Genomic DNA, 21720 nt, shown 5'->3' on the forward strand with positions numbered 1-21720 from the left:
TACTCCCCGGGTCGACGGGACGTGAAGGACCGGCCGACACCGCGCTATCCGGCCGCCCGCACCTGTTCCGCCGTCGGGTACGACGGCTGGGCACCGCGTCCGGTCACCGAGACCGCGGCCACCCGCGCGGCGAAGCGGGCCGCCTCGACCAGCGACGAGCCGGACGCCAGGCCGGTCGCCAACGCGCCCGCGAACGCGTCGCCCGCTCCCGTCGTGTCCACAACGGACACCTCCGGGGCGGTCACCCCGACCACGCCGGAGGGGGTGACGACCGCCGCGCCGCGTGCGCCCAGCGTGACCACGGCCGACTTCGGACCCAGCTCCAGCAGCGCTTCGTGCGTCGGGGCCAGCGACGCGGCCTCGTGCTCGTTGACGACGAGCGGGTCGAGCAGCTCCAGCGCCGCCGCGGGCACCTCCACCACCGGCGACAGGTTCAGCACCGGCCGCACCCCGCGTGCCGCCGCCTCCCGGACCGCGTGGGCCACCGTCGGCACGGGCACCTCCAGCGAGCACACCAGGACCGACACGTCGTCCCAGGTCAGGGCGTCCACATCGGACGGGCCGACGTCGGAGTTCGCGCCGGGGGCGACCACGATCGAGTTCTCGCCGTCCGGCGTGACGGTGATGTAGGCCAGGCCCGTCGGCCGGGACGAGGTGCGGACGAAGTCGGTGCGCACGCCCGAGGACGACAGGGAGTCCAGCAGCAACTCCCCGTACTGGTCCGCGCCGACCGCGCCGACGAGCGCCACCGACGCGCCGAGCCGTGCGGCGGCCACGGCGGTGTTCGCCCCCTTGCCGCCGGGCAGGACGACGGTGTCGCCGCCGAGCACCGTCTCACCGCCGGCCGGGCGGCGGGGCACCGCGACGACGAGGTCCGCGTTGGCCGAGCCGAGCACGAGAACAGTCACGGTGCGCAACTCTGCCACGTCCTGGCGTGATCGGTCCGGTGGCGGGTTGAGTAGTGGTACGGATTCCGGGCACCGGGGGCGCGGGCGATCCTGGTCGCATGACCGGTACCGGGCAGGACGCCTTGACGCGGCTGGCAGACGAACTCGGCCACCTGGGCCGCCGCCTGGAGGAGGTGGGCCGCGAACTGCACCGCGTCGGCACCCCGACCGCACCGACGGCACCGGCCGCGCGGGCCACCACCGCCGACCGGCCGGAACCGACCACGGCCCGGGCGGCGACCACCCCGCCCCCGGCCGCCCCGACCACCGCGCCCCCGACCGCACCGGCCACCTCCCAGCCGACCACCCAGGCCGGACCCCAGCCGGCTGCACCCCAACCGGCAGCACCCCGGCCGGCAGGGCCTCAACCGGCCGCGCACCAGCCCTCGTTCCAGCCCTCGTTCCAGCCGACCGGGTCGCCCTCAGCCGCGTCCCAGTCGGCGGCAGCCCAAGCGGCGGCAGCCCAAGCGGCGGCAGCCCAAGCGGCGGCGGCCCGAGTGGCGGCGCAGGGGTCCCAGCCGGGCCACCCCGCGAGCCCCGCCCCGCAGGTCCCCGGGCCCGCCGCCCACCCCCCGGCCCCGCAGAACGCCGGGTGGGCCGCGCCCGTCCCGTACTGGGCGCCCGCCCCTCCGCCGCCTCCCGCCCCGACCCTCTTCGACCGCCTCGCCAGGGACGGCGCGGGGAGCAGGTTGCTCGCCTGGGTCGGTGGCGCGGTGACGCTGCTCGGCGTCGTCCTGCTCCTCGTCCTGGCCGTCCAGCGCGGCTACCTCGGCCCCCTGCCCCGCGTCCTGGGCGGCGCGGGGCTCGGTGGCGCGCTGGTCGGCCTCGGCCTCCGGCTGCACCGCACGCCGGCCGGCCGCACGGGCGCGCTCGCCCTCGCCGCCACCGGCATCGCGGTGCTCTACCTGGACGTCATCGCGGCGACCTCGATCTACGCCTACCTGCCCGGGGGCGGCGGCCTGGCCGTCGGGCTCCTCATCGCGGGCGGCGGGTTGCTGCTCGCGCTGCGCTGGGACTCGCCCGCCCTCGCCATCGGCGTGGTCGCCGCCTGCGCCCTGTGCGCGCCCGTCCTCACCGAGGGCTTCACGCCGCTGCTCGTGGCGTTCCTCCTGATCCTCAAGATCGCGGCGAGCCCGGTGCACCTCAAGCGCGACTGGCCGTGGCTCGCGGTCACCGCCGGGGTCCCGCCGCTGCTCGCCTCCGTCCTGGTGATCGGCCGCGCGGACGGGTGGGCGCTGGCCGGCACCTCCCTGCTCGCCGCCGTGGTCGGCGTGGCCGCGGCCGTCCTGTCGGTCCGCGCCCGGCCCGGCGACCGCACCGCCCTGGCCCTGGCCGCCGGCTCGCCGCTGCCCGCCCTGCTGACCACCGCCGTCCTCGACCGGCCCCTCGGGGCGGGTGTCGCCGGCGCGGTCGCGGTCGTGATGCTCGCGCTGTGGGCGGTCGGGCGGCGGTCGCTGCCGCGCGAGTTCGCCGCGGCGGTGGGCGCGGTCGGCGTGTTCGCGGCGTTCCAGGCGACGGCGCTGGCCCTCGACGGCGGCACGCGGGCGGCGGTGGTGCTGGCGGAGGCGGTGGTGCTGGCGGCGGTGGCGAAGGTCCTCGCCTCGCGCGGCCCGCTGCTCGGGTCGTTCGCGTTCGGCGTGGTCGGTTCCCTGCTGACCCTGGCCGACGCCGTGCCGCCGCGGCTGCTGCTGGACGAGCCCCGGGTCCCCGACCCGACCGGGTTCCTGGTGTCGGGCGTGCTGACGGCCTCGGTGCTGGGTGTCCTCGCGGTCCTGCTGCCGTGGGTCGCGGCGAGCCTGGGCGTCCTGGGCAGGCACCCGTTCCCGTGGGTCGTCACGGGTGTCGTCCTGCTGTACGCGGCGGCGGGCGTCGTGCTGTGCGCCGCGCTGCTGGTGTCGCAGGACGTGACGGGATTCCTCTTCGGTCACTCGATCGTGACGGTGTCGTGGACGGTCGCCGCACTGGTGCTGCTGGTGCGCGGCATCGACCGGAAACCCCTGCGGGTGGCCGGGTTGGTGCTGGTCGGCGCGGCGGTGGCGAAGCTGCTGCTGTTCGACCTGGCCGCGCTGGACGGGATCGCGCGCGTGCTGGCGTTCATCGGCGCGGGCCTCGTCCTGCTCACGGCCGGCACGCGTTACGCCAAGTTGGTGGCAACGCGGCGAATTTCGGTTGATTCGTAGCCCTCGGGATCCAAAACGGCCCGGGCTGCGTCAACCTGGTGTAGAGGTCTACGTCGTCGGGGTTCGACCACCGGTGCTCCGGCACCGGCAGGGGTCCGGCGTCGGTCGTTTCGCCCCCCGAGCGACCGGCGCCGGGCGCAACGCCCCGGTCCCGTCACCCGGTCCGGCACAAAAGGCGCTCGTCGGTGGGACCGCGGTGGAACCGGTCGCGCGGCGGTGTTCCCATCCAGCCATGTGGCGACGTCGACGCACCGCAGCCCTGGGCATCGCCGCGGTCCTCGCCGCGGCCGCCCTCTCCGCCGCCGGCCAGGAGCGGTCGCACGTCGTCACCGCCGCCGGCCGGTCCGTGCCGCGCGCGTACGTGGTGTCGCACGACGGCCGCGTGCAGGTGCTCGACACGAAGGACGGCCAGGTCGTGGCGAGCGCCAACACCGGCGCGTGGACGACGGGCGCGGCGGTCGGGCCGAGCGGCAGGCGCGTGTACGTGGTCAACGGGTGGGCCGGCGTCATCACGGCGGTCGACCCGGTGGCGGGCGAGGTGACCGGCCGCATCGAGACCCGCGCGCAGCTCGCGCAGGCCGTGCTGCGCCCCGACGGCCAACGCCTCTACGTCACCGGCGGCGGGGCGGTGGCCGTGGTGGACCCGGTGTCGTTCCGGCTGGTCGCGGCGATCAAGGCCGGAGCGCAGCCGCAGGGGATCGCGATCACGCCGGACGGCCGCCGGCTGTACGTGGCCAACTCCCAGGACGGCACGGTGAGCGTGCTGGACACCGCGTCCGCGACCCCGAAGACCACGATCGACGTCGGCGGCATGCCGCAGCACGTCGCGGTCGGCCCGGACGGCGACGCGGTCTACGTCAGCTCGGTCGACGCGGCCGGGGGCGCCGGCACGGTGTCGATGATCGACCCGCACGCGGACGTGGTGCGCTGGTCCACGCCGGTCGGCAGGGGCGCGGGCAGCATCGCGGTCACCCCCGACGGGCGGCGGGTGTACGTCGCGCTGAACCGCCGCGTCGCCGTGGTCGACACCACCACGCACGTCGCGAAGGCGTTGCGGCTCAGGGCGAAGACCCTGGCCATCGCGCCCGGCGACCGCCGGGTGTTCCTGTCCACCGGCAAGACGGCGACCGTGCTGGACAGCGCCGACAACCGGGTGCTGACCACGTACCAGCTCAGCGGCCTGCAGGACGACGGCCGCGGTGTCGCCACCACGGCCATCGCGTTCGAGCCGTTCGACCCGTCGTCCTAGGCGGGCTGGGGCTGCTTCTCGTCCTCGGCGGGCGCTTCCTCGTGGATCGCCATGCGCTCCTGGATGCGCCGCAGCGGACCGGGTGCCCACCAGGCGGCGTCACCGAGCAGCTTCAGCACCGCCGGCACGAGCAGCATCCGGACCACGGTGGCGTCCAGCGCGAGCGCCAGGATCATGCCGACGCCGACGAACCGCATCATGGTGATCTGCGAGAACGCGAACGCGCCGGTCACCACGATCAGCAGCAGCGCCGCCGCCGTGATCACCCGGCCGGTCTTGGCCAGGCCCGCCGTCACCGCCTCCTCGGTCGACGCACCGCGACCGCGCGCCTCGACCATGCGGGACAGCAGGAACACCTCGTAGTCCGTGGACAGGCCGAACACCACGGCCGCCATGAGCACGACGATGCCGGACTCCAGCGGCGCGGGCGTCACGCCGAGCAGCGACGCGCCGTGCCCGTCCTGGAACACCCACACCAGCACGCCGAACGTGGCGGACAGGCTCAGCGCGCTCATCACCACGGCCTTGACCGGCAGCAGCACGGACCCGAAGGCCAGGAACATCAGCACGAACGTCGCGCCGACCAGCAGGGCCACCATCAGCGGCAGCTTGTCGGCGATGGCGTCGAGGCTGTCGGACACCATCGCGGTGCTGCCGCCGACCAGCACCTCGTCGCCGGGGCCGTCGAGCGCCCGCACGTCGCGCAGCGCCTGCTTGGACTCGTCGCTGAGCGGGTCGTGCTCCAGCCCGGCGTTGATCAGCCACACGCCGTTCGCGGGTTCCGCCGCCACCCGGGCCTCGCCGACGCCGGCCACGGCGCCGACCTCGCCGGCGAACCGCTGCACGTCGGCGGGTGACGGGTCGCCCGTGACGACGATCTTGAAGCCGGAGTTGGACAGCGCGGCGAACTCGGTGTTGATCGTCTCGGCGGCGACGCGCGCCGGGTTGCCCTCGGGCAGCACCTTCTCGGTGACCTCGCCGAACTTCACGCCGAGGAACGGGGAGCCGAGCGCGACCAGCACCACGACGATCGGCAGCGCGAACAGCACCGGGCGCTTCATCACGCGGCCGGCGAGCCCGCGCCAGCCCGCCTCGGACGGCGCCTTGCGCTTGCGCCACGGCACGGCGAGCTTGTCCACGCGGTGGCCGAGCACGGCGAGCAGCGCGGGCAGCAGGGTCAGCGACACGACGGCCGCGATCGCCACCGCGGACATGCCGCCGTAGCTGAGGGACTTCAGGAAGCCCTGCGGGAACAGCAGCAACCCGGCCAGCGCGATCACCAGCAGCGTCGCGGAGAACAGGACGGTGCGGCCCGCCGACATGACGGTGCGGCGGACGGCGTCGGGCGTGGCGCGGCCGGCGGCCAGCTCCTCGCGGAACCGGCCGACCATGAACAGCCCGTAGTCGATGGCCATGCCGAGGCCCAGGAGGCTGGCCACGTTGACGGCGAAGGAGTTGACGTCGGCGACGAGCGACACGGCGTGCAGCACGCCGAGCGAGCCCGCGATGGCCAGGCCGCCGACGAGCACCGGCAGCGACGCGGCGACCAGCCCGCCGAAGATGACCACCAGCAGGAGCAGCACGATCGGCAGCGACACGGCCTCGGCCTTGGTGAGGTCGGTGGCGGACATGTCGCTGATCGCCTTCTGGGTCGGCACGAGGCCGCCGACCTGCGCGTCCACCCCGTCGACCCGGAGCCGGTCGGCGATCTGCTCGTACTGCTTGAGCTGGGTGTTCGAGTCGCCGGAGCGCAGCGTGATCACCACGAGCGACTTGCCGCCCTCGGGGGAGGGCAGCGGCGGGGACACCTTGAGGACGGCGTCCGGGGGCAGGTCGGCCAGCTCGCCGCCGATCCGCTCCAGCCGCGCCGGGTCGGTGGTGCCGTAGACGACGAGGACGTCACCGCCCTGCCGGCCGAACGCGTCCTGCGCCACCTCGTTGGCCCGCGCGGCCTCGCTCGTGGGGGCTTCGTAGCCGCCCTGGCTGAGCCGGTCGAAGACGCCGAGGCCCCAGATGCCGCCGACCACCGCCAGGACCACCGTGGCGATCAGCACCACCCACCTGCGGTGGTACGCCACCGATCCCCACTTCGCGAACACGCGTCCTCCCAGGCAGGTGGGTTACCGTTGGGTGAATGGCGTCAACTACGTAAACACCGTTCACTAGACCACCCGAAGGTATACCCGGGTGAACAGCGTGGACAACCTGATTGGGTGACATATGACCGAAGCCACTCGCCGCGAACGGCTACGCGTGGAGACCGAGCGGGACATCCGGCGACAGGCCCGCGCCCTGCTCGTGGAGCACGGCCGAGATGCGGTCACCCTGCGTGCCATCGCGCGGGAGGTCGGCATCACCGCCCCGGCGCTGTACCGGTACTACGACTCGCGCGAGGACCTGCTGCGCAGGCTCGCCGAGGACGTCTGCACGGACCTGGCCGCCGAGCTCGACGCCGAGCTGACCGGCATCGAGGAGCACGACGTCAGCGCGCAGGTGTACGCGGTGTGCCGGGGCTTCCGCCGCTGGGCGCTCGCGCACCCGCAGGAGTTCACCCTGGTCTTCGCCTCCACCGAGGGCGCCCTCGGCGCGTCGCCCGGCGACCGCGACCGGGTCGGCGACCAGTTCGGCCGGGTCTTCCTCCAGGTCGCGGGCAGGCTGATCGCGGGCCACCCGCTGCCCGAGGGCCTCGGCGGCGACGACGTGCCGCGGGAGCTGCACGCCGACCTGGCGGCGTTCCGCACGGTGCTGCTGGCCACCGTCAACGGCCGGGGCGTGGACGTGACCGAGGAGGCGATGCCCCTCGGCGCGGTCTACCACATCACCCAGTCGTGGGTCCGCATCTACGGCCACGTCGCCCTGGAGGTCTTCGGCCGCTTCCCGTTCGCGGTCTCCAACCCCGAGCCCTTGTTCGACTCGATGCTGGCGCAGATCCTGGGCGGGATGGGTTTCCCTCCGCAACGGTGAGGTGCGCCTTCCGGGCACACCTGCTGGTCCGTTCGAGGGCTTTTCGGGATCGCACCGCAACCACCGGCGTCCCGGCCGGTTGCATGGGTGTGCCGCACGGCGAGAACGTCTCGGGCCGGGGGGGATGGTGGCGGGGAAGAGTTCCGACAAGGGATCCGGCGGCGTGGCGTTGGTGGCCGCGGTGCTCGTCGTCCTCGCGGGCGCGGGCGGGGCCGGTGGCGCGGCGCTGAACTCCGGGGCGAGCGGTGGCGGCGGTGCCGCGCCGGTCCAGAGCATCGGCGTGCGCAAGTGGGACGCCAAGCGCGCGGCCCGCGGCGGTGACGCGGCCGGTGCGATGGGCCACCTCGGCGTCGGCATCAGCAAGCAGGCGGTCAAGCAGGAGCTCGACTGCCAGGGCAACTCGTTCGGCCAGGTGCGCGACTTCTTCGCCCGCACGCCCTGCACCGCCCTGGACCGGCTCCTGCTCGCCGTCGGCGACCAGGCGGGCAACGCGGCCGTGGTGTCCGTGGTCTGGGTGACCTTCCCCGGCCGCAACCAGGCCCGCCAGTTCGACCGGGTGGTCGACGTGGCGGGCTCCGGCGACGTGGTGCCGCTGAGCGGCGGTGTCGTCGGCCTGCCGGACGTGCGGTTCACCGCCGCGCACTACTGGTCGGAGATCAAGGACACGACGATCACCATCGCCGAGTCCGAACCGGCGACCGGGCACGTCGAGCCGGACCTGCTCGACGCGATGACCGAGGTGGCCGCCCAGTTGCCCCGTCCGTGAGGGCCGTGCCCCGACCCGCTACAGCACCACGTTGACCAGCCGTCCCGGCACGACGATCACCTTGCGCGGCGAGCCCCCGCCCAGCAGCTCGGCCACCTTCTCCTCGGCCAGCGCCGCCTCCCGCACCTCGTCCGCCGACGCCGACGCGGGCACGACGACCCGCGCCTTGACCTTGCCGTTGACCTGGATCGGGTACTCCGCGGTGTCCTCGACCAGGTAGCGCTCGTCCGCGGTCGGGAACGGGCCGTGCGCCAGCGAGTCGGCGTGGCCCAGCTTCGCCCACAGCTCCTCCGCGACGTGCGGGCTCAACGGGGCCAGCATCAGCACCAGCGGCTCGGCCAGCGCGCGCGGCGCCCCGCCCGGGAAGTGCTTGGTGACGTGGTTGTTCAGCTCGATCAGCTTCGCGCCCGCGGTGTTGTAGCGCAGGTTCGCGAAGTCGTCGTGCACGCCCGCGATCGTCTTGTGCAGCAGCCGCAGCGCGTCCTCGCCCGGCTCCTCGTCGGTGACCCGCGACGCGCCCGTGGCCTCGTCGACCAGGTTGCGCCACACCCGCTGCAGGAACCGCTGCGCGCCGACGACGTCCTTGGTCGCCCACGGCCGCGAGACGTCCATCGGGCCCATCGACATCTCGTACAGCCGGAACGTGTCCGCGCCGTACTTCTCGCACATCTCGTCCGGCGTGACGACGTTCTTCAGGCTCTTGCCCATCTTGCCGTACTCGCGGCGGACCTCCTCGCCCTCGAAGAAGAACTTCCCGTCGCGCTCCTCGACCCGCTCGGCGGGCACGTAGGCGCCGCGCGAGTCGGTGTAGGCGTAGGCCTCGATGTAGCCCTGGTTGAACAGCCGCCGGTACGGCTCGTCACCGGACACGTGGCCCAGGTCGAACAGCACCTTCTGCCAGAACCGGGCGTACAGCAGGTGCAGCACGGCGTGCTCCACGCCGCCGATGTACAGGTCGACGCCACCGGGGTCGGACGGGCCGTGCTCGGCCGGGCGCGGCCCCAGCCAGTACCGCTCGTTCTCCTCGTCGACGAACCGGTCGGGGTCCGTCGGGTCCACGTACCGCAGCTGGTACCAGCACGAACCGGCCCAGTTCGGCATGGTGTTGGTCTCGCGGCGGTACCGCTTCGGCCCGTCGCCCAGGTCCAGCTCGACGGTCACCCAGTCCTCGGCGCGCGACAGCGGCGGCGACGGCTCGGACGCCGCGTCCTCCGGGTCGAACGTGCGCGGCGAGTAGTCGTCCACGTCGGGCAGCTCGATCGGCAGCATCGACTCCGGCACCGCGATCGGCGTGCCGTCCTCGTCGTACACGATCGGGAACGGCTCGCCCCAGTACCGCTGCCGGGAGAACAGCCAGTCGCGCAGCTTGAACTGCACCGTGCCCTCGCCGCGGCCCTGCTCCTCCAGCCAGGCGACGACCTTCTTCTTGGCCTCGTCCACGTCCAGCCCGTCCAGGCTGACGCTGCCCTCGTGGCTGGAGTTCACCGCCGGGCCGGGGCCGGTGTACGCCTCGCCGTCGAAGTCCTCCGGCGGCTGCACGGTCCGGACGATCGGCAGGTCGAACGCCGTGGCGAAGTCCCAGTCGCGCTGGTCCTGGCCGGGCACCGCCATGATCGCGCCGGTGCCGTAGCCCATCAGCACGTAGTCCGCCACGTACACCGGGATGCGCGCGCCGTTGACCGGGTTGACCGCGTGCGCGCCGGTGAAGACGCCGGTCTTCTCCTTGTTCTCCTGCCGGTCCAGCTCGGACTTGCGCGCGACCTCGGCGCGGTAGGCGGCGATCGCGTCGGCCCGCTCGGGGGAGGCGACGACGTCCACCAGCGGGTGCTCGGGCGCCAGGACCAGGTAGGTGGCCCCGAACAGGGTGTCGGGCCGGGTGGTGAACACCTCGACGTCCACGCCGTCGTGCCCGGCCACGGCGAACTTGACCCGGGCGCCGTGCGAGCGCCCGATCCAGTTGCGCTGCATCGCCTTGATCTTGTCCGGCCAGTCCAGCCGGTCCAGGTCGTCGATCAGCCGGTCGGAGTAGGCGGTGATCCGCATCATCCACTGGCGCAGCGAGCGGCGGAACACCGGGAAGTTGCCGCGCTCGCTGCGGCCGTCCGCGGTGACCTCCTCGTTCGCCAGCACGGTGCCCAGGCCGGGGCACCAGTTCACCGGCGCCTCGGACAGGTACACCAGGCGGTGCCGCCCCAGCAGCTTCTCCCGCTCGGCGCGGGACAGCTCCGCCCAGGGCTTGTCCGGCGTGGGGCGCTCGCCGGAGGCGAACTGCGCCTCCAGCTCGGCGATGGGCCGGGCCTTGCGGGCGATCGGGTCGTACCAGGAGTTGAAGATCTGCAGGAAGATCCACTGGGTCCACTTGTAGTACGCCGGGTCGATGGTGGAGATCCGGCGGCGCTCGTCGTGGCCCAGGCCCAGCCTGCGGATCTGCCGCAGGTAGGTCCGGATGTTGGCCTCGGTGGTCTCGCGCGGGTGCTGCCCGGTCTGCACCGCGTACTGCTCGGCGGGCAGGCCGAACGCGTCGAAGCCCATCGTGTGCAGCACGTTGCGGCCGTTCATCCGGTGGTACCGGGCGAACACGTCGGTGCCGATGAAGCCCAAGGGGTGCCCGACGTGCAGGCCCGCGCCCGACGGGTACGGGAACATGTCCTGCACGAACAGCTTGTCGGCGGGCACGTCGCCCTCCAGCGGCCCGACCGGGTTCGGGGCGTGGAAGGTGCCCCGCTCCTCCCAGTGCCGCTGCCAGCGCCGCTCGATCTCGCCCGCCAGCTCGGCGGTGTAGCGGTAGGCGGGCGTCGCGTCCGCCGCGTCCGTGCTCATCGGGATGTCCCTCTCCATCGGTACCTGCCCCTGACATGACGAAACCCCCCAGCCGAGAAGGGCGTGAGGGGTTGCCGCGCGGACCGGGTTGCGTGGTCTGCGCGGCTAGTTAAGGAGCAGGCGGGCCGTGCTCATGGGTCCAAGGTATCAGCGCAGCGCGAGCGAGGTGAAGCGGGTGAGGCCCCCGGCTCCCGCGCGGGCGGCGGGCCGACACGTCCGGGTGAAGCCGGGGCTGGTTCGACCAAGATCGAAGGATCGGCCTACCCTCGACCCGTGAACATCGTGCTGCCAGTGGTGCTGGGCCTGATCGGTGTCGCGTTCGCGACCATCGGCTTCCTCGGCGTGCGGGGCGGGCTGCGCCGCAACCGCTTCTTCGGCGTGCGCACCAAGGCCACGCTGCGCGACGACGAGGCGTTCGCGCTGGCCAACAGGATCGCGGGCGTGCCGAACCTGGCCGCGGGCGCGATCGCGCTGGTCGCGGCCGTCGCGGCGGTGGTGAACCCGGCGTTGGCGCTGGTCGTCGGCCTGGTCGGGCTGGTGGGCAGCGTGGTCGTCGCGGGCGCGGGCGGCGTGCTGGGCCACCGGGCCGCCGAGGCGATGCCCGCGCCGGCGCCCGCCGGGTGCGGCGGCTGCGCGTGCTCCGGCTCGGGCGGCGGCTGCGGCGTGCTGACCCGCGCCTGACCCCCGCTCACCCGGTTCAGTTCCGGCGGATGTCCGTCGGGAACGTGGCCAGCAGCGCCGTCGGCATGCCCTGGCGGCGCAGCACGCGGCCCCACAGGTCGACGTTCGGCGGCGTGAGCACGTCGTCGGGCAGGCCCTTCACCACGATCCAGTCGCCGCGGGCGATCTCGCCGCCGAGCTGGCCCTCGCCCCACCCCGAGTAGCCGGCGAACACGCGCATCCCGCGCACCTTCGCCACCAGCACGTCCGGGTCCGCGTCGAGGTCGACCAGCGCCACCGGGCCGTGCACGCCGACCACCCCGTCCAGCGACGCGAGGTCCTCCCCGGTGCGCAGCGCGGCCAGGCACAGCGCCGTCTTCTGCTCCACCGGACCGCCGATGTAGACGGCCTGCGGTCGGCTCACGTGCGGGCCCCACGCGGGCAGCACGTCGTGGACGGCGACCTCGCTCGGGCGGTTCAGCACCACGCCGAGGCTGCCCTCGTCCCGGTGGTCGATGACGTAGACCACCGTCCGGCGGAAGTTCGAGTCGGTCAGGCTCGGTGCCGCGACCAGCAGGGAACCCGGTTCGACCTCGGCATCAGGGCGCACACCACGCATGATCCCAGACGGGGCGAGCGGCCCGGGCGACGCGGCGACCCGACGCGGTCGGGAACATCCGGGTTACGGTGTTCGTTGCAAGGACCGTCAGGCGCCATCGAGTCCCCCGGGCCCACTTGAACGCCTACGCGGAATACCGTCCGGCTGGAGCCGCGTAGTGCCACCCGCCGAGAGGCGACCGGGCGCCTGGCGCCAGGGAGGCCGGACCCCACGCGGGTCCGGCCTTCGTGGTCACGGGGTCCGCGGGCATAGGCTCACCACCGTGACCACTGCCGGAACCACCGCGGCGAAGCACCACCTCGGGGTCCGGAAACTCCTGGCGTTGGCGGACTTCCGCAGGCTGCTGGCCTCCCGGCTGGCCGCCCAGTGGGGTGACGGCCTGTTCCAGGCGGGCCTCGCCGGTGCGGTGCTGTTCAACCCCGAGCGGCACGCCGACCCGCTGGCCGTGGCGGCCGGGTTCGCCGTGCTGCTGCTCCCGTACTCGGTGGTCGGCCCGTTCGCGGGCGCCCTGCTGGACCGGTGGGACCGCCGCCGGGTGCTGGTGGTGGCGAACCTCACGCGGGCTGTTTTCGTGCTGCTCACCGCGGCGGCTGTGGGCCTCGGGCTCGACGGCGTGCCGCTGTACGCCTCGGCGCTGGTCGTCACCGGCGTGAGCCGGTTCGTCGGGTCGGGCCTGTCGGCGTCCCTGCCGCACGTGGTCGAGCAGGACCACCTGGTGGAGGCGAACGCGTTCGTCACCACGCTGGGCGCGTTGACGGCGGTGCTCGGCGCGGGCTGCGCGGTCGGGTTGCGGGCGGTGTTCGGCTCCGGTGACGACGGCTCGGCGTGGACCACGGTGGTCGCCGTCGCGGGGTCGCTGGGGGCGGCCTTCCTGGCCTCCCGCTTCGCGCGTGGCGCGCTGGGCCCCGACCGGGTGGACGAACCGCGGCGGACGGTCACCGCGGTCGCCCTGGGCCTCCTGGACGGCGCCCGGGCCGTCTGGCGCGCCCCGAGCGTGGCCGCGGTGCTGCTGGCGCTGCTCGCGCACCGGCTGGCGTTCGGCGCGTCGCTGCTGCTGACGCTGCTGCTGATGCGCAACGCGTTCACCGACTACGGCCCGTTCCGCGCGGGCCTGCCCGGGCTCGGCGAGGTCGCCGTGGCGGGCGGGGCGGGCATCCTGCTGGCGGGCCTGGTGACCGACCGCGCGGTGGACCTGCTCGGCCGGCGCGGCACGGTGTGCTGCGCGCTGCTGCTGGCCGCGACCACCCAGCTCGGCCTGGGCCTGCCCATGCTGCTGCCGACCACCCTGGCCGCGTCGTTCCTGCTCACGTTCGCGGGCCAGGTGGTCAAGCTGTGCGTGGACGCGGCCGTGCAGGGCGACGTCGGCGACGAGGTCCGCGGCCGGGTGTTCGCCCTGTACGACACGCTGTTCAACGTCACGCAGGTGGCGGCCGTCACCGCGGCGGCGACCGTCGTCCCGCCGGACGGCAGGTCGCCCGGCCTGCTGCTCGCCGCGGCGACGGCCTACCTGCTCGGTCTGCTCGGCTACCTGCTGCTGGTCAAGCGCTCGCGCGGCGGCTCACCGCGGTAGCGGCAGGCGGATGATGCCCGTCTCGTGCGCGTAGACCACCGCCGCCATCCGGTCGCGGAGGTCCAGCGCGCGCAGGATCTCGGTCACCACCGCCCCGACCTGGTGCTGGCTCAGCGCCAGCACCCGCGCGATCTCGTGGTCGGCGAGCCCCCTGGCCAGGCAGCGGAGCACGGCCCGCTGCCGGTCGGTCAGCTCGGCCAACCCCTGTGCCCGGGCGCCCCCCTCGGACAATCCCCAAGCGTTCATGCGACACCACCCCCAGTGCGCGTTCGACGCACACAGTCATGGTCCCGCAACGGCGTGTTACTGGCCAACCCGAACGCCGGGTCGGTTCACTTGGCGTTGGTCACGTCACATCAGTCGACCGGGGGCTGGACACCCTCCGCGCGGGCCCACTCCAGCAGCTCGGCGACCGCCTCGTCGTGGTCGAGCGGGCCGCGGTCCAGGCGCAGCTCCTTGAGGAACTTCCACGCCCGGCCCACCAGCGGGCCCGGGGGCAGGCCCAGCAGCCGCATGATCTCGTTGCCGTCGAGGTCCGGCCGGACCCGCTTGAGGTCCTCCTCGGCGGCGAGCCGCTCGATGCGGCGCTCCAGGTCGTCGTACGTGCGCTGGAGCGCGTTGGCCTTGCGCCGGTTGCGGGTGGTGCAGTCGGCCCGGACCAGCTTGTGCAGCCGGGGCAGCAGGTGGCCCGCGTCGGTGACGTAGCGGCGGACCGCCGAGTCGGTCCACTCACCGCCGCCGTAGCCGTGGAACCGCAGGTGGAGGTACACGAGCTGGGCGACGTCCTCGACGACCTCCTTCGAGAACTTCAGGGCGCGCAAGCGCTTGCGGACCATCTTCGCGCCGACCACCTCGTGGTGGTGGAACGACACGCCGCCGCCGTCCTCGAACCGCCGGGTGTCCGGCTTGCCGATGTCGTGCAGCAGCGCGGCCAGGCGCAGCACCAGGTCCGGCTCCGGACCGTCCTCCAGGTCGATCGCCTGCTCCAGCACGACCAGCGAGTGGTGGAACACGTCCTTATGCTGGTGGTGCTCGTCGATCTCCAGCTTCATCGCGGGCAGCTCGGGCAGCACCACGTCGGCCAGCCCGGTCTCGACCATCAGCTCCACGCCCGCCCGCGGGTGCGCGCCGGTGAGCAGCTTGGCCAGCTCGGCCTGCACCCGCTCGGCGGTGATGCGGCCCAGCTCGCCCGCCATCGCCGCCATCGCCTCCCGCACCCGCGGCGCGGCGGCGAAGCCGAGCTGGGAGGTGAACCGGGCCGCGCGCAGCATCCGCAGCGGGTCGTCGTTGAAGGACTCCTGCGGGGTCGCCGGCGTGTCCAGCACCCGCGCGGCCAGCGCCTCGCGCCCGCCGGTCGGGTCGACCAGCCGCCGGTCGAGCAGGTCGTAGGCCATCGCGTTGACGGTGAAGTCGCGGCGGACCAGGTCGCCCTCGATGCTGTCGCCGAAGGTCACCTCGGGGTTGCGGGTCACGCCGTCGTAGCTGTCGGCCCGGAACGTGGTGATCTCGACGGTCCGGCCGCGCCTGGTCGCGCCGACCGTGCCGAACGCGATGCCGGTGTCCCAGGTCGCGTCGGCCCAGCCCTTGAGCAGCTCCAGGATCCGCGCCGGCCGGGCGTCGGTGGTGAAGTCGAGGTCGCCGGGCACCCGCCCGAGCAGGGCGTCCCGCACGCTGCCGCCGACCAGGTACAGCCGGTGGCCGGCCGCGGCGAAGCGGGCGGCCAGTTCGTCGGCGACGGGCAGGGCGCTCAGCGGTTGCACCACGGCATTGTCCTGCTCGGGGGAAGTCGCGGTCGGGGCGATGGGTCCGGACACGAGGAGCCAGCCTACTGGTCGGCGGCGGCGGGTCCGAACGGCTCGCGGCGCCGTCGATCACCGCCGGCCACCTGGCAGTCACGCCCGGTCAATGCCGGCCGCCACTACCATCAGGGCATGCCCCAGTCGTCCGGTCGCTCCGGCGGTCCCAAGCCGAGGCGCCGGAACCGGCGTCGCGGTCGCCGGCTGAAGACCGTCGACGAGACCTCGGCGGGCGGGCTGGTGCTGGACTTCGAGCAGCACCGCGCCGCGATCATCGGGCGGCTGGACCGGCGCGGGCGGCTGCTGTGGTCGCTGCCGAAGGGCCACATCGAGGCCGGCGAGACGGCGGAGCAGACCGCGGTGCGCGAGGTCGCCGAGGAGACCGGTATTCATAGCAGGGTCCTGCGCCCGCTCGGCTCGATCGACTACTGGTTCGTCGCCGAGGACCGGCGGGTGCACAAGACCGTCCACCACTTCCTGCTGGAAGCGCTGGGCGGCGAGCTGTCCGATGAAGACGTGGAGGTCACCGAGGTGGCGTGGGTGCCCCTTGGCGAGCTGGACGACCGGCTCGCCTACGCGGACGAGCGCCGGCTGGTGCGCCGCGCCGCCGAACTGCTCTCCGAGTACCAGACGGACGGAGCGGAGTCGGCGTGAAACGGCTGCTGTCCGCACTGGCGGCGGCGGGGGTCCTCCTCGTGACGACGGCGTCCGCCGCGCCGGCGGCGCCCGCGGACGGCGGGCGGCTGCCCATCCGGCCGGCGCCCGCGACGCAGGTGTGGGCGACCAGGGCGCTGTCGAGCCAACCGGGCCAGCAGTCGCAGGTCTGGCTGCGCCTGGACGTCGAGGAGATGACCCCGCGGGTGATCACCGCGGACGGGCCGGACTCGATCACCATCTCCGGCAAGGTGGTCAACGTCGGCGACCGGGCGCTGGAGGACATCGAGCTGCGCCTGGAACGCGGCAAGCCGCTGACGAGCGAGGAGGACGTCCGCAAGGCGCTGCGCGAGCCGACCGACGCGGAGTCCGTCCAGCCGAGCTTCACCCCGGTCACCGACCGGCTCGAGCAGGACGAGTCCAAGCCGTTCCGGCTGACCGTGCCGCTGCGGGGCGCGGACCCGACGTCCCTGCGCATCACCGAACCGGGCATCTACCCGATCCTGGCCAACATCAACGGCGTCCCCGACTACGGCGGTCGCGCCCGGCTGGCCGCGCTGAGCACGCTGCTGCCGGTGCTCGCGATGCCCGGCGGGCAGGCGCCGACCCCGCCCGCGAACCCCGCCAAGCTCACCGTGCTGTGGCCGCTGGCCGACCGGCCGCGCGTGGTCACCGCGAGCCCCCTCGTGCTCACCGACGACGAGCTGGCCGGCTCCCTGGCCATGGGCGGGCGCCTGTACGGCCTGCTCATGGCCTACGAGTCGGCGCTGGCCGGCCCGCTGGCCACCGGCGTGTGCCTGGCCGTCGACCCCGACCTGCTGCGCACGGTCAACGCGATGACCCAGGGCTACGAGGTGCGCGGCCAGGGCGCGGGCAAGGGCAGGAGCGCCGCCGGGCTGTGGCTGGACCGGCTGCGCCTGCTGGCCGCGGGCCGGTGCGTGATCGCGCTGCCCGACGCCGACGCGGACGTCGTCGCGCTGTCCCGCGCCGAGCTGACCGGCATGGTCGACCTGTCCCTGGCCGGCGCGGACGTGGTCCGCGCGGTCCTGGGCGTGCAGCCGACGCAGGGCCTGGCCTGGCCCGAGGACGGCGTGGTCGACCAGCAGGCGCTGGCGAACCTGACCGCCCGGGGCGTCACGTCCCTGGTGGTGGACCAGTCGGCCGTCGCGGGCACCCCCGGCACCGAGCCCGTGCGGCTCGACGCGGCCGGGAAGCCGGTCACCGCCGTGCGCGTCGACGGCATGGTGTCCGACGCGCTGCACGGCGCGGCGACGGCGCGGCCGGTCGCGGGCGTGACCACGCCGAGCGAGACCAGGCCCGTCTCGGTGCAGAACGCGCTGGCCGCGCTCACGTTCCGGGCCGGGTTCCAGAGCACGGGCCAGAACGTGGTGCTCGCGCCGCCGCGCCGGTGGAACGCGCCGACGGGCGAGGTCGACACGCTGCTGCGCACGGTGAAGTCCCTGGTCGCGGGCGGGTTCGCCACCCCGGTCGGGATGGAGGCGCTGCTCGCGCCGCCGCCCGGGCGGACCGCCGCGCTGAGCTACCCGGTCGAGGCGGGCGCCCGCGAGGTGCCGCCCTCGGTGACCGCCGCGGTCGCCGAGTCGTGGGGCCGGCTGCACCGGCTCGCGGAGTCGATGAGCCAGCCGGACGCGGCCTCCGCCGAGCCGGGGGAGCTGATCGGCCCGCTCCGGTTGACGCTGCTGCGCGCGGTCTCCGGCGCGTGGCGCAACGACGACGACGGGGCGCGCGCCGCGCTGTCGGTCGGCCGGGAGCAGATCGACGGGTTGCAGTCGCAGGTCACGGTGACCGAGCCGAACAGCCCGATCCTGCTCGGCTCCGGCGACAGCCCCATCCCGCTGTCGATCAAGAACCGGCTCGACGTCCGGATCACGGTCCGGATCGTGATCGAGGACACACCGGGCATCGTGGCCAAGGAGCTGGCGGACGTCGAGCTGCCCGCGCGTGGCGACCGCCTCGTGCGGGTACCGGTGGAGGTGCAGCGGTCCGGGCGGTTCCCGGTGCACGTCCGCCTCGTCACCACCAGTGGTGTCGAGCTGGGCGAACGGGCCCGGCTGGAGGTGTCGTCCTCGGCGTACGGGACGATCACCGTGGTCATCACCTGCCTGGCGGGCGCCGCGCTGGTGCTGCTGTCCGCGCGGCGCATCTACCGTCGGGTGCGCGCCGCGCGGGCGGCCTCGGCGCAGGTGCCGGACGACGCGCGTGGGGTCAAACCGCCGGAGAGGTCGAGCACGAGTTGAGCGGAACGAGCACGGTGACGCAGGAGCAGCAGGAGCAGCAGCAGGGCCCGTCGCTGGCACGCGCCAGCGGCTCGATGGCCGTCGCCACGATCGTCAGCCGGGCCTCCGGGCTGCTGTCCAAGCTGCTGCTGATCACGGTCGTGGGCGTGGACGTGCTCAACGACTCCTACCAGGTCGCCACCACGCTGCCCACGATGATCAACGAGCTGCTGCTCGGCGGCGTGCTGACCAGCGTGGCCATCCCGCTGCTGGTGCGCGCCGAGAAGGAGGACGGCGACGGCGGCGAGTCCTACGCGCAGTGGATGATCACCATGTCGGCGGTCGTCCTGGGCATCGGCACGGTCATCGCCATCGCGTGCGCGCCGCTGCTGACGGCGCTGTTCATCAACTCCTCCAACGCCAACCCGGCGCTGGTCACGGCGTTCGCCTACCTGGTGCTGCCGGGCATCGTCTTCTACGGGCTGTCGGCGCTGCTGAGCGCGGTCCTCAACACCCGGCACGTGTTCGGCCTGCCCACGTGGGCGCCGGTGCTGAACAACGTCGTGGTGATCGCCACGCTGGTCGTCTACTGGCTGATGCCCGGTGAGATCTCCCTCGACCCGGTGCGGATGGGCCAGCCGAAGCTGCTGGTCCTGGGCCTGGGCACGATGCTGGGCGTGGCGCTGCAGGCGTCCGTGCTGGTGCCGGCGCTGCGCCGGACCGGCTTCCGGTTCCGCTGGCGGTGGGGCTGGGACCGGCGGCTGTCGGAGTTCGGCGGCCTGGCGTTCTGGGTGCTGCTGTACGTGGCGCTCGGCTTCGTCAGCATGGTCGTGCTGACCAACGTCGCCACCCACGACCGGGGCGCGATCACCGTCTACAACATGCAGTGGCTGATCGCCCAGGTGCCGTACGGGGTGCTCGGCGTGTCCCTGCTGACGGCGCTGATGCCGAAGATGAGCCGCGCGGCGGCGGCCCACGACACCGACGGGCTGGTCGGCGACCTGGCGCTGGGCAACCGGATGTCGTCGATCCTGCTGATGCCGTTCAGCGCGCTGATGACGGTGTCGGGTGTGTCGATCGGCCTGGCGCTGTTCTCGTTCGGCCGGTCCGGCGTCGGCGGCGGCGAGGCGATCGGCACGGCGCTCGCGCTGTCGGCGTTCGGCCTGGTGCCGTACGCGATCACGCTGCTGCAGCTGCGCGTGTTCTACGCGATGAAGGACGCCCGCACGCCGACGATCATCCAGGGGATCATCGTCGTGGTGCGGGTCGGCCTGCTGTACGGGTTCCTGGCGATCGTGCCGCAGGACAAGCTGGCCGTCGGCGTCTCGATCGCGATGTCGCTGAGCTTCGTCGTCGGCGCGCTCGTCGGGCAGGTCTGGCTGCGGCTGCGGCTGGGCCGCCTGCGCACCGGTTACACCGCCTGGACGATCTGCCTCACGGTCGTGGCGTCCGCGATCGCGTTCGGCGCGGCGACCGGGCTCGCGTGGCTCGCCGTCCACCTCGTGGGAATCGAGTCCCGGGTCGTGGCGGCCTGGGTGGAGGTGGTGATCGAGGCGGTGGTCGGGTTGCCGCTGAGCTTCCTGCTGCTGGCCCTGTTCCGGGTGCCCGAGGTGCGACCCGCCGTGGCCAAGATCAGTCGTTTGGTGGGTCGCCGTTGACACCTGCGACCCGGCCCGGTCCCGTACCCTCGGCCCCGTGAGCAGCGGTCCGATCCAGAACACCTCGCTGGTGCCCGGCGGGGTGATCGGCGACGGCCGCTACCGGCTGCTGGCCAGGTCAGGGGTGGACCGCAGGTGCGACGCGCACCTGTGGCGGGCCCGGGACGGGCAGCTCAACCGCGACGTGGCGCTGACCGTGCTGGTGGGCAACCCGGCCGACCAGGCCGCGGCGGCGCGCGCGAAGCGGACCGCCGAACGCGCGATGCACGCCTCCAGCTTCACCCACCCGGGTGTTTCGCGGGTGATCGACGTCCTGACCCCCGGCGCGGGCATCCGGCTCGACGAGGGCATCCTCGCGGTGATCGTCGCGGAGTGGACCCAGGGCACCGACCTGCTCGACCTCGTCACCGAGGGCCCGCTGCCCGCCGGCGCCGCGACGCGGCTGCTCGAACCGCTGGGCGCGGCGATCGAGGGCGCCCACCACGCGGGCCTGGTGCTCGGCGCGGACCACCCGCAGCGCATCCGCGTGACGACCGACGGCAGGCTGCGGCTGGCGTTCCCCGGCCCCCGGCCGGACGCGATCGCCCGCGACGACGTCAAGGGCCTCGGCGCGATCCTCTACCTGCTGCTGACCGGGAAGTGGGCGCTGCCCGACGGTCCGGACGGCGTGCCCGTCGCGCCCACCGGCCCGGACGGCGCGGTGCTGGCGCCGAGCGTGCTGCACCCGTACGTGCCGCACGAGCTGTCGTCGGTGGCGGTGCGCAGCCTGGAGGACACCAGCGTCGGCGGCATCCGCACCAGCGCGGCGATCCTCCAGGTGCTCGACCAGATCTCCCAGTCCGAGGCGCAGACGGCGCTGATCCGGCCGGTGCCCGACGACGCGGCGGACGACGGCGCGGTGTGGACCACGCAGCGCCCGGTCCGCGACAAGGAGCACAAGCGCAAGCTGATGATCAGCGTGGCCGTGCTCGCGGTCGCGACGCTGGCCGTGATCACCTGGCTCGGCGTGCAGATCGTCAGCTTCTTCAGCGACGAGCCGACCGGCGGCGGCGGTCCGACGGTCGTGATCGGCCAGTCCACCCCGGCCGGGCAGAGCGGCCAGCCCGCGCCGCCCGCGCCCCAGCCGGCCGGCCCCGTGCAGCCCGCGTCCGTCGGCGTGTACGACGTGACCAACCAGCCGGACAACGCCAACCGGGCCAACCGCGCGGTCGACGGCAACCCGACCACGGTGTGGCAGACGGAGAACTACTTCCAGCCGTTCCCGGCGCTCAAGCCGGGCATCGGGCTGATGGCGGGCTTCGCCGAGCCGGTGAAGCTGTCGTCGGTGACGATCACCTCGCCCAGCGAGGGCACGGTGGTGGAGATCCGCGTCGCGAGCGCGCCCGGCGTGCCGCTGCAGGAGACGAAGGTCATCGCGACCGCGACCCTGTCGGCCGGGCAGACCCAGGTCCAGCTGGCCGACCACGAGCCGACCCAGCACGTGCTGGTGTGGATCACCAAGCTGGCGGGCAGCGGCAAGAACAACCGCTCGGAGATCGCGGAGCTGGTCTACACCCGCGCGCAGTAGCCGCGGGCGGTAGTCGCGGGCGGTGGGCCGCCG

The 21720-nt window shown here is 73.8% G+C and carries 16 protein-coding genes; 10 read left to right on the forward strand and 6 right to left on the reverse strand.

Annotation, left to right across the window (positions count from 1 at the left end; all coding sequences use genetic code 11):
• Nucleotides 1–44: 44 nt before the first annotated feature.
• On the reverse strand, nucleotides 45–908 hold the full coding sequence (locus tag ACIGNX_RS15430; protein WP_396540362.1) for a ribokinase: 864 nt from the start codon (nucleotides 906–908) through the stop codon (nucleotides 45–47).
• Nucleotides 909–1636: 728 nt separating this feature from the next.
• Here ACIGNX_RS15430 and ACIGNX_RS15435 point away from each other — a divergent pair.
• Entirely contained in the window at nucleotides 1637–3127 is a 1491-nt protein-coding gene (locus ACIGNX_RS15435; RefSeq protein WP_396540364.1) for a DUF2339 domain-containing protein, read from the forward strand.
• Nucleotides 3128–3359: 232 nt separating this feature from the next.
• The gene (locus ACIGNX_RS15440) at nucleotides 3360–4376 is read left to right on the forward strand and encodes a YncE family protein (RefSeq protein ID WP_396540366.1); all 1017 of its coding nucleotides are present in this window, start codon (nucleotides 3360–3362) and stop codon (nucleotides 4374–4376) included.
• Here ACIGNX_RS15440 and ACIGNX_RS15445 read toward each other — a convergent pair.
• The gene (locus ACIGNX_RS15445) at nucleotides 4373–6475 is read right to left on the reverse strand and encodes an MMPL family transporter (RefSeq protein WP_396540368.1); all 2103 of its coding nucleotides are present in this window, start codon (nucleotides 6473–6475) and stop codon (nucleotides 4373–4375) included. The genes ACIGNX_RS15440 and ACIGNX_RS15445 overlap by 4 nt on opposite strands.
• A gap of 121 nt (nucleotides 6476–6596) precedes the next feature.
• On the opposite strand from ACIGNX_RS15445, the gene ACIGNX_RS15450 reads away from it, so the two are divergent.
• Complete coding sequence (locus ACIGNX_RS15450; RefSeq protein ID WP_396540370.1) at nucleotides 6597–7340, forward strand: TetR/AcrR family transcriptional regulator; 744 nt, start codon at nucleotides 6597–6599, stop codon at nucleotides 7338–7340.
• A 163-nt stretch (nucleotides 7341–7503) separates the two neighbouring features.
• Nucleotides 7504–8106, forward strand: a complete 603-nt coding sequence (locus ACIGNX_RS15455) for a hypothetical protein (protein WP_396540372.1) — start codon at nucleotides 7504–7506, stop codon at nucleotides 8104–8106.
• Between the two features lie 18 nt (nucleotides 8107–8124).
• Here ACIGNX_RS15455 and leuS read toward each other — a convergent pair whose 3' ends face one another.
• Nucleotides 8125–10926: a leucine--tRNA ligase gene (leuS, locus tag ACIGNX_RS15460; RefSeq protein WP_396540374.1), complete on the reverse strand. Its 2802-nt coding sequence runs from the start codon at nucleotides 10924–10926 to the stop codon at nucleotides 8125–8127.
• Between the two features lie 273 nt (nucleotides 10927–11199).
• On the opposite strand from leuS, the gene ACIGNX_RS15465 reads away from it, so the two are divergent.
• Nucleotides 11200–11607 (forward strand): SdpI family protein, encoded by a 408-nt coding sequence (locus ACIGNX_RS15465; protein WP_396540376.1) that lies wholly within the window; start codon nucleotides 11200–11202, stop codon nucleotides 11605–11607.
• A gap of 16 nt (nucleotides 11608–11623) precedes the next feature.
• Here the strand turns inward: ACIGNX_RS15465 and ACIGNX_RS15470 are convergent, their stop codons facing one another.
• A complete protein-coding gene (locus tag ACIGNX_RS15470; protein WP_396540378.1) occupies nucleotides 11624–12205 on the reverse strand; it encodes a YqgE/AlgH family protein in 582 nt (193 codons plus the stop codon).
• A 262-nt stretch (nucleotides 12206–12467) separates the two neighbouring features.
• Between ACIGNX_RS15470 and ACIGNX_RS15475 the strand changes: the two genes are divergently transcribed.
• Nucleotides 12468–13775, forward strand: a complete 1308-nt coding sequence (locus ACIGNX_RS15475; protein ID WP_396540380.1) for an MFS transporter — start codon at nucleotides 12468–12470, stop codon at nucleotides 13773–13775.
• Here ACIGNX_RS15475 and ACIGNX_RS15480 read toward each other — a convergent pair.
• Nucleotides 13764–14021: a response regulator transcription factor gene (locus ACIGNX_RS15480; RefSeq protein WP_396540382.1), complete on the reverse strand. Its 258-nt coding sequence runs from the start codon at nucleotides 14019–14021 to the stop codon at nucleotides 13764–13766. The two genes, ACIGNX_RS15475 and ACIGNX_RS15480, sit on opposite strands and share 12 nt — an antisense overlap.
• Nucleotides 14022–14131: 110 nt before the next feature.
• Entirely contained in the window at nucleotides 14132–15538 is a 1407-nt protein-coding gene (locus tag ACIGNX_RS15485) for a CCA tRNA nucleotidyltransferase (RefSeq protein ID WP_396541047.1), read from the reverse strand.
• Between the two features lie 168 nt (nucleotides 15539–15706).
• On the opposite strand from ACIGNX_RS15485, the gene ACIGNX_RS15490 reads away from it, so the two are divergent.
• The 4 genes from ACIGNX_RS15490 to ACIGNX_RS15505 are packed head-to-tail and all read left to right on the forward strand — an operon-like array spanning nucleotide 15707 to nucleotide 21687.
• Nucleotides 15707–16225 (forward strand): NUDIX hydrolase, encoded by a 519-nt coding sequence (locus tag ACIGNX_RS15490; protein WP_396540384.1) that lies wholly within the window; start codon nucleotides 15707–15709, stop codon nucleotides 16223–16225.
• On the forward strand, nucleotides 16222–18483 hold the full coding sequence (locus tag ACIGNX_RS15495; RefSeq protein WP_396540385.1) for a DUF6049 family protein: 2262 nt from the start codon (nucleotides 16222–16224) through the stop codon (nucleotides 18481–18483). Before ACIGNX_RS15490 ends, ACIGNX_RS15495 begins: the two co-directional genes overlap by 4 nt.
• Nucleotides 18480–20120: a murein biosynthesis integral membrane protein MurJ gene (gene murJ / locus ACIGNX_RS15500; protein WP_396540387.1), complete on the forward strand. Its 1641-nt coding sequence runs from the start codon at nucleotides 18480–18482 to the stop codon at nucleotides 20118–20120. Before ACIGNX_RS15495 ends, murJ begins: the two co-directional genes overlap by 4 nt.
• 37 nt (nucleotides 20121–20157) lie before the next feature.
• Entirely contained in the window at nucleotides 20158–21687 is a 1530-nt protein-coding gene (locus ACIGNX_RS15505; protein ID WP_396540389.1) for a protein kinase family protein, read from the forward strand.
• Nucleotides 21688–21720 lie beyond the last annotated feature (33 nt).

Origin of the sequence: Actinosynnema sp. NPDC053489, assembly GCF_044544865.1 — a bacterium.
GTDB lineage: Bacteria > Actinomycetota > Actinomycetes > Mycobacteriales > Pseudonocardiaceae > Actinosynnema.